This is a genomic window from Hymenobacter busanensis (genome assembly GCF_008727865.1).
GTDB classification, from domain to species: Bacteria; Bacteroidota; Bacteroidia; order Cytophagales; family Hymenobacteraceae; genus Solirubrum; species Solirubrum busanense.
This window is the reverse complement of sequence record NZ_VTWU01000001.1, coordinates 249,725-263,317: the sequence shown is the minus strand read 5'-3', so window position 1 is coordinate 263,317 and position 13,593 is coordinate 249,725. Positions and strand designations below refer to the sequence as shown.

Genomic DNA, 13,593 nt, shown 5'->3' with positions numbered 1-13,593 from the left:
ACCTTCACCTTATTGCCATGCACGCAGTCCTGAACCGCGCCCAGCGCCGGGCCGGGCGCATTTTGCGCGAACTGGTACCCCATAACCTGCACTACCGCCCTGTGGGCGTGCATTTAAGCAGCCGCCAGCTCGCCACGCTGCCCGGCAGCGGCGCCACCTACCACGAGGTGGTGCCGGCGTATGTCTCCCAACTGAACATCCCGGAAGCGTTTTACCAGGCTGCTTCGGCTTACGGGGGCAGCCTGCACAGCAAGCCCAAGCGGCAGGAACTGGTGCCGGCGGCCTTTGTGCTGGAGTTGCGCCAAGGCCGCGTGTACGCCGACAACAACGACAGCGTAGCGGTTATAGCGGCCGACAACAAGCTGGTCGGCGACGCGTCGTTTCAGTACACCAACAAGACCTGGGACACCATTCGGCCCGAAGACAACAACATCTTTCAGCAGGCATACTTTCAGGCCCCTGTGCAGGTGCCCGGCACGGTGTGCAGCTTGTTGGCGGGGGGCGGTGCGGCCATCGGCAACTACTACCACTGGCTCATCGACTCGGTACCGCGGCTGCACTTGCTGCAGGAAGCCGGGCTGCTGCGCGACGTCGATTATTTCCTGGTCTACAACCGGGAATTGCGCTTCGTGCAGGAATCCTTGGCCGCGCTGGGCATTCGGCCCGAACAGCTCATCGACGTGGCCACCCACCGCCACTGGCAAGCCGAGCGGCTGCTGGTGACTTCGCCGGTGCGCGGCACCGGCGCCCACACCCCCGACTGGGCCTGCCGCTTTCTGCAAACGGGCTACCTTCCACCCGATGCGGCAGTGGTGCAGGCCCGGCAATTCAGCCCTTACATCTACATCAGCCGGCAAGATGCCGATGCCCGCCGCGTGCTCAACGAGCCGGCGGTGGAAGCCCTGCTGCACACGTATGGTTTCCAGACGTACGCGCTAAGCCCCTACAGCTTTGCCGAAAAAGTGGCCTTGTTTGCGGGGGCCAAAGCGGTGGTATCAACCGTAGGGGCTGGCCTTACCAACATCGTATTCAGCCGGCCGGGCACTCCCCTACTGGAGTTGTTTCCGCAGGGCTTCGTCGTGCCCGACTTCCTGGAAATGTCGTCGCGGCTGGGCATCTGCTACCGGTGGCAGGTGTGCCGCAACCCGGCGCCCTCGACCAACCTTGGCGACGCCCGCCGCGAAAACCTAACCGTGGACTTGGATGCCCTTCGGAACCACCTGGAGGCGATGCAGCTTCGCCCTGTTTACGCTACCAACTAGGCATTTAGCGCCTCTTTCGTCGGCTGATTTTCCACCATTCGCCTGCTGCTACCATGCCTGCTTCTGAGCCCTCCGTGTTGCTCTCCATCGTCACCTGGAACAGCGCGGAAACTATTGCGGCCTGCCTGCAATCGGCGCTGGCCCAAACCCACCCCAACATCACGGTGTGGGTCGTCGACAACGCCTCGACCGACGACACCTGCGCCCGCGTGGCTGCTATTGCTGCTACCGATGCCCGCCTGCACCTGCACCGCCTTCCCCAGAACACGGGCTTTTGCGGCGGCCACAACTATGCCCTCGACCGCACCCATACCGACGCGGTGCTGCTGGTGAACCCCGACGTGGTACTGCCCCCCGACTACCTCGCCACCGCCCTGGCCGTGCTGCACTCCGACGAGCGGATTGGGACGGTGTGCGGGGTGTTGCTGCAATCCACCGGTACCGACCCCACCATCGACTCGGCGGGGCTGGTGGCTTTGCCCGACAGCCGCTTCCGCCTGCGCTACCACGGCCAGCCGCTGAGCAGCGTGGCCCTCGCCGCCGAGGTAGAAGATGTGGACGGGGCCGACGGGGCCCTGCCTCTTTACCGCCGCCGGTTTATTGACGACCTGCGGGTGGAAGGGGCGTTTTTTGACGAACGTTTTTTTGCTCACAAGGAAGACTGGGACATTTCGTGGCGCAGCCGCCTGTATGGCTGGCGCACGGTACTGGCTACCCAATGCCGCGCCCTGCACCCGCGCCACTTTCTGCCCGCCGATGTGCGGCTGCGGCTGCGGCTGAGCGGCGCCATGAAAGCCGATGCCGTGAAAAATCAGCTATTGCTGCTGCTGAAGAACCCCACATCGGCGCAACTGCCAGGGCAATGGCTGCGTGCTTTTCCGCGTCAGTTTGCCATTCTGCTGTTTGTGCTGCTGCTGGAGCGCCGCTCGTTGCAGGCCTATGCCTACATCAAGCGAAACTGGCGCCACGTGTGGGCCAGCCGCCGGCAAGTGCAGGCCCGGGCAGCCCGCGGCTGGGCGCCTCCCGCGGTGGCTGGTGGTGCACCGCAGCATCCGTTGCTCAGCATTTGCGTGCCCTGCTACCACCGGCCCGAACTGCTGGCCCGGGCCCTGCGCTCCATCGGACCGCTGCCGCCCGATGTGGAGATAGTGGTATCGGACAACTCCACGCGCAACAACCTCTGCGAATACATTACCCGCTACGTGCTGTCGTCGCAGCCCGCAAATCAGTGGCGCTACTTCCATAACCCGCCGGGGAGCACCGCCGCAACCAACTTCAACGACTGCCTGCGCCGCGCCCGGGGCCATTACGTGCTGCACCTGCACGACGACGATTTCTTGCGGCCCGGTGGCCTTGCCGAGATGCTGCAAACCCTGCGCAGGGTGCGGCATACGCACGCCACCGTGCTGTTTGGGGTAGAACTGGTGGATATGCAGCGCCGGACGCTGCGCAAACAAACCACCGCCCGCGAGCAGTACCTCCCGCCACTGCCGGCGCTGGAGCGGGTACTTACCGACTCGTCGTTGGTGCGCATACCGGCCATTGTGGTGAGCCGCGCGGCCTACCAGGCGGCGGGTTGCATTGACCACGAGCAAGGCAGTACCGGGGACACCGACCTGTGGGCCCGCATTTTTGCGATGCACGGCGTGCTGTGTGTGCCGGGCTGTCCGGCCGCCTACACGGTGCACGACGGCGCCATTACGGCCGCCATGTTCAATGCCGACACCATTGGGAAGCTGCTGCGCATTTTCGGCAAAATAGAGCAAGCCGCTCTGCTGCCCGCGCCGCGCCTGCGCCGGGCGAAAGACCGGTTTCTGCACCAGTTTGTGCTGGCCGGCACCTACCGTTCCCTGCAAGCCCGGAACCTGGAGGCCGCCCGCGAGGTGTACGCGCTGTTTGAACTGCCCGAGTTGCGCCGCCTGCGCATTCCCGCCCGGTGGCTGCCGGTTCGCTTGGCATTTGGCGCCGTCATTCAAGCAGGCCAGTGGTGGGCGACCAATCCGTTTGGGCTTAGGCCGCCAGAAAAAGAAAGTGAATTACTTTCTAAAAACTATCAGTAATCTAAGTATTATTAGTACATTATCCTTCAAAGCCAACCTTCCACCGCCAAAGCACCATTGCCTCATGTTCATTCTAGATACTTTTTTGAAAGCCCGGGAAAAAGACCGGAATCCGATTCGGGTGGGGTTGTGGGGAGCTGGCGAAATGGCTCAGGGCATGGTCAACCAGATTATGCGCTACACGCCGGGCATGGAGGTTACCGTTATTGCCAACCGCACCATTGCCAAAGCCCACGACGCGTATGCCTACACGGGCCACACGGCCAAAGAATGCCACACGCTGGCCGAGTTGCAGGCGTGCGTAGCGGCGGGCGAACTGGCCGTAACCACCAACGCCGAGCTGCTCTGCGAAGTGGAGGGCCTGGATTTGCTGGTGGAATGCACCGGCACCATCCACTACGCCGCCAACCTGATCATGCAGGCCATTGCCCACGGGCGGCACGTGCTCATGTTCAACCCCGAGGTAGATGCCTTGGTGGGGCCAATGCTGAAGGTATACGCCGACAAAGCGGGCGTGATGCTGAGCGGTTGCGAAGGCGACCAGCCCGGCTGCATCATGAACCTGTACCGGTTTGTAAAGGGCATGGGCCTCACCCCGCTTGTGTGCGGCAACATCAAAGGGCTGCAGGACTACTACCGCAACCCCACCACCCAGGCGGGCTTTGCGGCGCAGTGGCACCTCACGCCCGAAATGGTGACCAGCTTCGCCGACGGTACCAAGATTTCCATCGAACAAACCATTGTGGCCAACGCCACCGGCATGGGCGTGGCCAAGCGCGGCATGCTGGGCTACCGCCACGACGGCCACGTGGACGACATGGTGAGCTGGTACGACGTGGACGAACTCAAGCGTCTCGGCGGCATCGTCGATTACGTGGTGGGCCCCAAGCCCGGCCCGGGCGTGTTCGTGTACGCCACCACCGACGACCCCAAGTCGCAGCACTACCTCGCCTACGGCAAGCTTGGGCCGGGGCCGCTTTATAGCTTCTACTACCCCTACCACCTCATCTACGCCGAAATTCCGAACTCCATTGCCCGCATGGTGCTGTTTCAGGACGTCATCATGGCGCCGCTGGGCGGGCCGGTGGTGGAGGTGATTACGCTGGCCAAAACGCCGCTGACTGCCGGCCACAAACTCGACGGCCTGGGTGGCTACGACACCTACGGGCAATGCGAAAACGCCGAAACCGCCCGCCAGGAAAACCTGCTGCCCGTGGGTTTGGCCGAAGGCTGCATCCTGAAGCGCGACGTGCCGCGCGACGCCGTCCTCACCTTCGACGACGTGGAGCTGCCCGCCGACAACCTAGTGCAGCGCCTCTACCGCGAGCAAACCCAGCTGTTTTTCCCGGAGCTGCAAGCCCAAGCCAAGGCAGTACTGGTGTAGCCCCGTTCCTGCTCCTTCCACCTCGTCCGGCCTCCCGTTATGTTCGAAACCCTACCCGTCCAAGTCGGCAACCGCATTGTGCGGGAAGACATGGAAACCATTTACCGCAACCTCACCGAGCAGGAAATTGCCAAGCTGCGCGATTCGACCATTCTGCTGACGGGCTGCGGTGGCTTTCTGGGCTACTACTTCATGCACTTCTTTGCGCACTACGCCGAAGAGCTGCAGATCAAGCGCATCATTGCCCTCGAAAACTTCCTGACCGGCACCAAAGACTGGCTCAGCAACCTGGTGGCCAGCAACCCGGCCGTCATCAAGCTCCACGAGTTCAACGTCATTACCGATTCGGTAGCGGATGTACCTGGCGCCGAGGACGCCGACCTGGTCATTCACATGGCCTCCATTGCCTCGCCCACGTTCTACCGCATCTACCCGCTCGAAACGGTGGACGCCAACATCACCGGGCTGCGCCGCCTGCTTGATTTCTACGCCGACAAGCAGCTGCGCGGGTTCCTGTTCTTCTCGAGCAGCGAAATCTACGGCGACCCGTTTCCCGAGTTCATTCCCACGCCCGAAACCTACCGCGGCAACGTGGCCACCATCGGCCCGCGCGCCTGCTACGACGAAGCCAAGCGCTTCGGCGAGACGCTGTGCTACCTGTTTGCCCAGAAATACAACCTGCCCATTGGCATTGCACGGCCCTTCAACAACTACGGCCCGGGCATGAACATCAACGACAAGCGCTTGCCGGCCGATTTTGCCAAGGCCGTGGTGGAAGGCCGTGACCTGGAAATCCTCTCCGACGGCACGCCCACCCGCACCTTCTGCTACATTTCCGATGCCATTACGGGGTACATGAAGGTGTTGCTCCACGGCCAGTTCGAGGTGTTCAACATCGGCATGGACCAGCCGGAACTCTCGGTGCGCAGCTTTGCCGAGCTGTTTACCCAGGCCGGCCGCGACATTTTTGACTACCAGGGCACCATCTTCTTTCAGGTCTCGGCCGATCAGGAGTACCTGACCGACAACCCCAACCGCCGCTGCCCCGACCTGACCAAAGCCCGCACCCTGCTCGGCTACGCGCCCGCCGTGCCGGTAGCCGACGGCATCCGTCGCTACCTGAAATTCCTCCACCTCACCAACGGACAACTCGCATGATAACGGTACTCGGACTGGGCTTTGTGGGGCTGACCACGGCCCTGGGCTTCAGCAAGAAGGGCTTCAAGGTGTACGGCATCGATGTGAACGAGCAGCGGCTGGCCAAAATCCGCCGCTACGAAGTGCCGTTCTACGAACCGCAGCTCGACGAAGCCCTGCGCGACGAGTTGGGCCAGAACTTCATTATCGACGCGCCGCTGGCCGACGCCGTCAACGACAGCAAGATTATCATCGTGTGCGTGGGCACGCCCTCCCACCCCGACGGCAGCGCCAACCTGGCCTACCTGCTGCAGGCCGTGCACGACGTGTTTGCGGTGAACCGCGGCGCATTCAAAGTGCTGGTGGTGAAGTCGACGGTGCCGCCTTCTACGGTAGCCGAGCGGGTGAAACCTTACGTGGATGAACTGAGTCAGCAATACGGCACTACCCTGGGCCTGGCCTCGAACCCCGAGTTTTTGCGGGAAGGCCACGCCTGGGACGACTTCATCAACCCCGACCGCATTGTCATTGGCGTGGAAGACGAGCTTTCCAAGGACGTCCTCAGCCAAATCTACTTCCCGTTCAACGCCCCCATTTATTACGTCAACTACAACTCGGCGGAGTTCATCAAGTACCTCTCGAACACGCTGCTGTCTACGCTTATCAGCTTTTCCAACGAAATGGCCATGATTGCCGAACGCATCGGCAACATCGACGTGGCCGGCACCTTCAAAATCCTGCACCAAGACAAACGCTGGTTTGGGGCGCCAGCCGGCATGGCTACCTACGTATACCCCGGCTGCGGCTACGGCGGCTACTGCCTGCCCAAAGACACTGCAGCGCTCAGTAGCATTGCCCAAAACCACGGCTACCGTCCCCTCATGCTGGAGGCCAACCTGCACGTCAACGAGGAGATTAAAGAGAACGTAGCCAATAAAATTGCCGCGGCCGTGCCGCGCGAAAGCACCATTGGCATTTTGGGCCTCGCCTTCAAAGGCGGCTCCGACGACGTGCGCTTGAGCCCGAGCCTGTTTGTAATCGAGAAGCTGCTGAGCAAAGGCTACCGCTCCATCGTTGCCTACGACCCCATGGCCAACAAGGCCTTTGCTGACGAATACCAGCTGCCCATCCGCTACGCCCAGTCGCTGGAAGAGCTGGTGGACCAGGCCGATGAGCTGGTGCTGCTGACCAATTGGCCGGAATTCCGTCAGCACGAGGCGTTGCTGGGCTCCAAACGCCTCTTCGATTTCCGCTACGTTTTCGCCGACGGGCACGTGCCGGTGGTTCCCAAAGAAGTAACCGCTTAGTTGTTCCGACTCAACCCTGCGCCGGGTGCCGGCTCCACAGTGGGAGCCGGCACCCGGCGCAGTTATTTTCCGTTGGGAGCAACAGCGTACCATCCAAGAAACCAAAACGCCGCTTCGGGCCCGAAGCGGCGTTTTGGCGTATGATGTTTTGTATTGGCAGTAAGCTAGTTACGCGTCCGGTAGACCGGCTTCACCGAACGACTTTCCAGCACACTTTCAACTCCATCGTCGAGGCCGCGGCGGTATACGCGCAGCGCCTCGTGAATGCACTCCGCCGTCAGTTCAATATCGGCGGGCTGGTGGGCATAGCTCACGATGAGCGAAGGCAGCAGCAGCCCGCGGCGCAGGGTTTCCTGCAGAAACAGCGTGCGAAATTCCTGGGAAGGCTGCCCGGCCGCGTCGCGGGTGGCATACAGCAGGCATTGGGGCGGCCCAAGCAAGGCGAAGTGCTGCTCCAGACCGTGTTCGGCAATAGAGGGCTCTACCAGCCGGCGCAGGTAGCTACCGGCCTCCCGCAAGTGCTCAATCACGGGCTCTTGCCGGTAGGTGGCCATTACGGCGCGTGTGGCGGCCAGGGCATGGCTTTCGGCCCCGTAGGTGGTCGAGAGCAGAAACACCCGCTCTTTGTTGTGGTGCAGGCCGCCCAATTCCATCAGCTCGCGCTTGCCCGTGAGGGCGGCAATGCTGAAGCCGTTGCCCATGGCCTTGGCGAAGGTGCTCAGGTCGGGGCGCACGCCGTACACGGCCTGTGCCCCGCCGTGGTGCCACCGAAAGCCGGTAATGACTTCATCGAACACGAGCACGGTGCCGTGCGCGTCGCAGAGGCTGCGCAGTCCTTCCAGAAAGCCGGCCGCCGGTGCCACTTCTTTTTCTATCTCCAAAAACAGACAGGCAATTTGCCCGGGATGCTCCCGAAACAGTTGCTCCACGCTGCCCAGGTCGTTGTAGCGAAAGCGCAGCGTGAGGCCCTGTACCGCCTGCGGAATGCCCGCCCGCACTGGTGTGGTGCCAATAAACCAATCGTCGGTGGCGAAGAACGGGTGGTCGGCACACACGGCCACCAGGTCGCGGCCGGTGTAGGCGCGGGCCAGGCGCAGGGCCGCCGTATTCACGTCGGAGCCGTTTTTGGCGAACTTCACCATGTCGCCGGCCTGCGTGAATTCCAGAAATTCTTCGGCCGTGGCCAGTTCCAGCGTGGTGGGGCGGCCGAGGTTGGTGCCGCGCGTCATGGCCCGTTGGGCGGCCCGCACCACCGGTGCATAGGCGTGCCCCAGCGTGACGGAGCGCAGCCCCATGCCGTATTCCACAAACGCGTTGCCATCGACGTCCCACACGCGGCAGCCGCGTCCGCGCACCAAGTAGGGCGCCATGTGCGCCGGAAATTGGTCGTCGCCTTTGGCGTAGGTGTGGCTGCCGCCCGGAATGGCGGCGTGAAAACGGTCGTGCAGGGCTTGCGAAGCCGAAAACCGGCTGGGGGCGAGCAAAACGGGGGCGGCGGGTTGGCAGGTCGCCGGCAGTACAGAGTCAGTGGTGTGCATGGCTATGTGTGCTGTGGAGTGGAGAGAATAGCCGCACGACGGACGGGTTGCTTAGACAAGCACCGGATGCATCACGGCCGGATCGAGCAGAGGAGTACCGGGCTCGTATTCGTTGGTCAGTTCTTTGGGCAGCCGGGCCAGGTCCGACACCCGGAAGAAATCAATCAGGTTGGTACCGGTGCTGGCCGAATCGTGGTTGGGGGCGCCCCGGTGGGCCCGCACATCGTCGATATGCACGGTGCGGAAATCGATGCTGTAGCGGGTGCGCCCGGTTTGGTTGACCACCGTGGAGTGCATTTGCGCGGCCGAGAAGATGGTGACGCCGCCGGGCGGCAGCACCAGCCGCACCTGCGGCTCCAGCAGTTCCAGTTCGTCGTAGGCGCGCGGCCGCTCGCGTTTGTCGGGCTCCCCGGCGGCGGCCAGGCGGGCTCCTTCGGCGTACCACTCGTGCATGTGGTAGTTTTCCGAGCCGTTGGCCACGCCCCGGTTCCAGTAGTTGGGGTGGAAAGCCAGCGCGTTGCCCGACTCGTGCTCGTACATCGGGAACCACCAGTTCAGCTGGTTCAGCGGGGCCGAAAACCAGGTGTCGCGGTGGGTGTCGAAGCGGTAGGCCAGGCCGTGGGTCAGGAAGTTGTGACTGGTGACGGTGCGCATGCGCGGCACGTCGAAGTAGGTTTTCTCCGGGTCGCAGCCAAAATCCAGCAGCAGATTCTGCACCAGCTGCTTCGATTTTTCGTGGTTGATGAAGCGGGGCTTGAAATCGGCCAGGATGGCGTTGTAGGCCTCGGGGCTCATGGTATGCTGGGCCAGGGCAGGGTCTACGTCGCCAAAAGCCTCGCGCACAAACTCCCGCCCGAATTCCACCAGCGCCATCACGCTGGGGCGGGGCTGAAAGGCGAACAGTTGGCCAGCGTAAAGTTCTTCCCGACGCTGGCTGTCGGGCATGGGCGAGTCAAAGTACACGGTGTTCATGATGGTAAGCTCTTTTGGTAGGTAGGTTGGAGGCAGTCAGAAGCGGAAGCGATGCGCCAATTCCGAATCGGCGCGGCCCAGGTTACAGCACCATAAACTCACCGGCAAAGCCCATCTGCCGGGCTTGCTCCTGAATTTCGGGTACGTAGGTGGGGTTGGTAATCAGCAGCACGTCGGGATGGTAGCTCATCAGCTCGTCGGGCCCGATGACGGGGTGCGCGGTGCCGGGAATGTACTGGCCCTGCCGGCGCGGGTTGATATCGACCACGGCCACGACTGTTTCGTCCAGGTCGAACGTGTTGAGGAAAGAAATAGCGCGCGAGCCAGCGGCCCAGCCCACCACGCGCTTGCCCGCGCGGCGCAGTTCGTCGACGCGCTCCTGCCACTGTGCGATAATGGCTTGCGCAGCGTCGGCGAATGCGCGCACGGCCACGGCCGTGTTGGGGTCGTTGGTGGGCGGCAGGCTGCCGGGGTCTGCGAGCGGCTGGCCGGCGGGGCGCGCCACCAAGCCCAGGTATTCGTCGTGCCAGCAGGTGTGCACGTCCAGCACCTCAAACCCACAGCTGCGAAACAGGTAGGCCTGAGCGCCGGGCGTCATCCAGGACGAGTGCTCGTTCACGATATTCCACACCACCTGTTCGCCAATGTTGTAGAGGGCGTTGGGGTCTTCCACGTAAATCAGCGGTTTTTCGCCTTCGGGAATGGCTTGGCGCAGGGCCCGCAGCAGCGGAGCCGGTCCTGTGGCCAGAATATCGAGCATGTGACGGCAGCTGATAAGGTCGGCGCCGGCAATTTCGTGGACCGTGCCAGGCCCGAAGAAGTCCTTGATGAAGCCCACCGGTTCGGTAACCACTTCGCCGGGCCGCGGGGCGTAGCCCGGGTCGATGCCCACGCCTTCGGCCATGCCCAGGCGGCAGAGCGTGCGCAGGAAATCCCCGTCGCCGCACCCGATATCGACCACGCGTCCGCCCTTCAGCTGGTACTGCTCGATGAGTTGAGCGGCTACACCCTGCGCAAAAGCCCGAAACGAGGGCGAAAACTCCAGCGAAAAATCATTGCGCGTGTGGGTGATTTTGGCCGGCTCGTAGGCTTCGTTGCCGATGTAGTGGCAATGCGGGCAAAACGTGAGCCGCACGTCGGTGGTCGGCGCGTTGCGGGCCGCCTCGGGCGTGGGCCACAGGATGCCGGTTTGCGTGGGCACATTGTGCACCTCGTAAAAAACCTCGCACTCGGTGGAGCCGCACACGGCACAGGGTTTGGTGGCAGCGCGCGGCGCCACAGCAGTCAGAACGGGAGCTTCCATGAAGTTGGGCAATGAGGTGGAGAGAATCAATGGCAGAATGTGGGGGCTCACGCGGGAGCCAGCAGCTGAGCGTGGCGAAGGGCCTTCGCGGCTTTGCGTATCAGCGTGAAAGGCAGGTTGGCTTTTTCGGCAATGTCCACGAGTGAGTGCTGCCCGTCGGACTGATTGAGCACCCACAGCAGGGCCAATTGCCACTGCTGGCCCTCCAGCCCGCCGCCGATGTTTTTGTAGAGGCCGCGCCGGCCCAGTTGCGGCTCGCCGTAGGGGCTCAGGTTCTGGTAGCTCCGGTTGTGCTCCAGTATGCGGCACAGGCTTTTCACCAGGCGCAGCGACTGGGCCAGTTGCCGGGGCCGCACAAACGCTGGGTTGTCGGCCGAGGTGTGGTACTCGGGAAATTCCCCGAACGGCGTGCGCGTGAAGCAGCCCACGGGCAGGTTGAAGCCCGGCGAACAGTACTGCCGTTCGTCGTAGCCGTAGGGGCTGAAGTCGCGCAGCTCGTGGGGCGTGCCGGCGTCGCGCAGGGCCAGCGCCACAGCGCGGTCGATGGCGGCGGCGCCTTGCCGGGAGCGTTTGTAGGTGAAGTGGCCCGGCCCGCCCAGCAGCGACAGCACCAGCCCGTGCCGAATGCGCGGCACGGCACTAGCCCGGTGCTCGTGCAGCCAGGTAATCGAGCCAATGGTGCCGGGCAGGAACACAAACCGGTAGGTGTAGCGGCGCGGGCGCTCGGCCAGCCAGTTGGCCAGTCCCACGGCCGTTACCAAGCCCGAGAGGTTGTCGTTGGCCAGCGACGGATGGCAGATGTGGCAGGAAATCAGCACTTCCTCGTCGCTGCTACCGGGCAGTACCAGTTGGCCGTAGGTAAGCGAGCCGGCCGGGTCGAGCGTGGCGTCAATGCAAACCTCGTATTGCTCGTCGCGCAGTTGCTCCCGCTCGTGGTGCGCGAGGCAAAAGCCCCAAGCCGGGCTGTAGTAGCTGGTGCGGTACGGAATCAGGTCGGGCTGCTCGGGCAAGGAGTGCAGGTGTTCGTCCAGCTCGGCGCGCGAAAACCAGCCAGCCACGGGCGTGCTGTAGCCCACCACGTGCAGGTTGTGCTGCTGAAAGTCGATGACGCGGCGGCCGGCCGCATCGCGCACGTAGGCGTCGCGAATGTTCCACTCGGGCGGCACGGTCCAATCGAGCACCTGAGTGCCGCTGGGCACTTCGTGGGCGGTCAGGCCGGCCGGCAGATGCGTGGCCAGCACGCGCAGTGTCGCGCGCACACCGTCGCCGGTGATGCTGCGGCCCAGCGGGTACAACTCGCGCAGCATCTGGTGCATGGCGGCGCCCGGCCGGCGCGTAGCCGGCGGCGCCAGCTCCGGGGTATCAGACGGGGACCACATCGGCGGCAACGGTAGTGTGGCTGAACGTTTCCAGTTTCGGAATGGCCACCGCAAACCGCCCACCCCACTCCTCAATGTATTCGAGTTGCTCGACCACTTCGGCGCGAATATTCCAGGGCAGAATCAACACGTAGTCGGGCTGTTCGTCGCGAATGGCATCGGGGTGCAACACCGGAATGTGGCTGCCCGGCAGGTATTTGCCTTGCTTGTGCGGCGAGGCATCGACCACAAACTGAATCAGATCGGTGCCCTGAATGCCGCAGTAGCTCAGCAGGGTATTGCCTTTGGCGGCAGCCCCGTAGCCGGCCACTTTCCGGCCCTGGCGCTTCTGCTCCAGCAGAAACTCCAGCAGCTCCAGCCGCACCACGTCCACGCGGGGCTGGAAGTTCTGGTAGTAGGCCAGCGTGTGCATGCCCGCCGCCCGCTCGCGGGCCAGCAGTTCGAGCACCGCAGCCGAAATGGGCTTGCTTTCGTCGGCTGTGTGCCGGGCAAACAGCCGCAGCGACCCGCCGTGCGTGGGCAGTTCCTCCACGTCGAAGATGGTCAGGCCGTACGCGGCGAAAATGCGGTTCACTGTCAGCAGCGACAGGTAGGAAAAATGCTCGTGGTAGATGGTGTCGAACTGGCACTGCTCTACCAGGTTCAGCAGGTGCGGAAACTCCAGCGTAACCACCCCGCCCGGCTTCACCATCAGGCTGATACCGCTCACGAAGTCGTTGATGTCGGGTACGTGGGCCAGCACGTTGTTGCAGATCAGCAGATCGGCCTGCTGCCCCTTGGCGGCCAGGTTGCGGGCCAGCTCCGTGGTAAAGAACTCCACCAGCGTCTCAATGCCCCGCTCGGCGGCCATGTGGGCCGTGTTGGCGGTGGGGTCGATGCCCAGTACCGGCACGCCGTACTGCCGGAAGTACTGCAGCAGGTAGCCGTCGTTGGAAGCGGCTTCCACCACCAATGAATCGGCGGTGTAGCCAAAGCGCTCCATCATCATGTCTACGTAGCGGCGGGCATGCTCCAGCCAGCTCGAAGAATACGAGGAGAAGTAGGTGTATTCGTTGCCGAAGATTTCCACGGCCTTCTTCACCTCGCCCACCTGCACCAGAAAGCAGTTGTCGCAGACGTACGTTTTCAGCGGATAGTGGAGTTCGGGCTCGTCCAGCTGCGCGGAGCTGAGCATGGAATTGGCGGGTGGGCAGTGCCCGAGGTCGGCGAAAACGTGGTGGAGCGACGACCCACAGTGGCGGCAGTTCATAG

General features: G+C 63.2%; 10 protein-coding genes. 5 read left to right on the top strand and 5 right to left on the bottom strand.

Annotated elements, in window-relative coordinates; genetic code table 11:
- Positions 1-17 precede the first annotated feature (17 nt).
- The 5 genes from F0P96_RS01095 to F0P96_RS01075 all read left to right on the top strand — a co-directional run bounded on the left by F0P96_RS01095 (position 18) and on the right by F0P96_RS01075 (position 7,150).
- The gene (locus F0P96_RS01095; protein WP_151076901.1) at positions 18-1,262 is read left to right on the top strand and encodes a glycosyltransferase family 61 protein; all 1,245 of its coding nucleotides are present in this window, start codon (positions 18-20) and stop codon (positions 1,260-1,262) included.
- A 53-nt stretch (positions 1,263-1,315) separates the two neighbouring features.
- Entirely contained in the window at positions 1,316-3,322 is a 2,007-nt protein-coding gene (locus F0P96_RS01090; RefSeq protein ID WP_151076900.1) for a glycosyltransferase, read from the top strand.
- A 64-nt stretch (positions 3,323-3,386) separates the two neighbouring features.
- Entirely contained in the window at positions 3,387-4,706 is a 1,320-nt protein-coding gene (locus F0P96_RS01085; protein WP_151076899.1) for an NAD(P)H-dependent oxidoreductase, read from the top strand.
- Between the two features lie 39 nt (positions 4,707-4,745).
- Positions 4,746-5,864 carry an NAD-dependent epimerase/dehydratase family protein gene (locus F0P96_RS01080; protein ID WP_151076898.1) on the top strand — a complete coding sequence of 373 codons (1,119 nt, stop codon included), beginning with the start codon at positions 4,746-4,748 and terminating at the stop codon, positions 5,862-5,864.
- Positions 5,861-7,150 (top strand): UDP-glucose dehydrogenase family protein, encoded by a 1,290-nt coding sequence (locus F0P96_RS01075; protein ID WP_151076897.1) that lies wholly within the window; start codon positions 5,861-5,863, stop codon positions 7,148-7,150. The genes F0P96_RS01080 and F0P96_RS01075 overlap by 4 nt, the downstream gene beginning before the upstream one ends.
- 164 nt (positions 7,151-7,314) lie before the next feature.
- Here the strand turns inward: F0P96_RS01075 and F0P96_RS01070 are convergent, their stop codons facing one another.
- The 5 genes from F0P96_RS01070 to F0P96_RS01050 all read right to left on the bottom strand — a co-directional run bounded on the left by F0P96_RS01070 (position 7,315) and on the right by F0P96_RS01050 (position 13,591).
- Positions 7,315-8,688, bottom strand: a complete 1,374-nt coding sequence (locus F0P96_RS01070; protein ID WP_151076896.1) for a glutamate-1-semialdehyde 2,1-aminomutase — start codon at positions 8,686-8,688, stop codon at positions 7,315-7,317.
- A 51-nt stretch (positions 8,689-8,739) separates the two neighbouring features.
- Positions 8,740-9,660 carry a phytanoyl-CoA dioxygenase family protein gene (locus tag F0P96_RS01065; RefSeq protein ID WP_151076895.1) on the bottom strand — a complete coding sequence of 307 codons (921 nt, stop codon included), beginning with the start codon at positions 9,658-9,660 and terminating at the stop codon, positions 8,740-8,742.
- A gap of 82 nt (positions 9,661-9,742) precedes the next feature.
- Entirely contained in the window at positions 9,743-10,963 is a 1,221-nt protein-coding gene (locus F0P96_RS01060; protein ID WP_151076894.1) for a class I SAM-dependent methyltransferase, read from the bottom strand.
- A gap of 47 nt (positions 10,964-11,010) precedes the next feature.
- Positions 11,011-12,342 carry a DUF4910 domain-containing protein gene (locus F0P96_RS01055; protein ID WP_151076893.1) on the bottom strand — a complete coding sequence of 444 codons (1,332 nt, stop codon included), beginning with the start codon at positions 12,340-12,342 and terminating at the stop codon, positions 11,011-11,013.
- Positions 12,326-13,591 carry a class I SAM-dependent methyltransferase gene (locus F0P96_RS01050; protein ID WP_151076892.1) on the bottom strand — a complete coding sequence of 422 codons (1,266 nt, stop codon included), beginning with the start codon at positions 13,589-13,591 and terminating at the stop codon, positions 12,326-12,328. Before F0P96_RS01050 ends, F0P96_RS01055 begins: the two co-directional genes overlap by 17 nt.
- Positions 13,592-13,593: the final 2 nt, after the last annotated feature.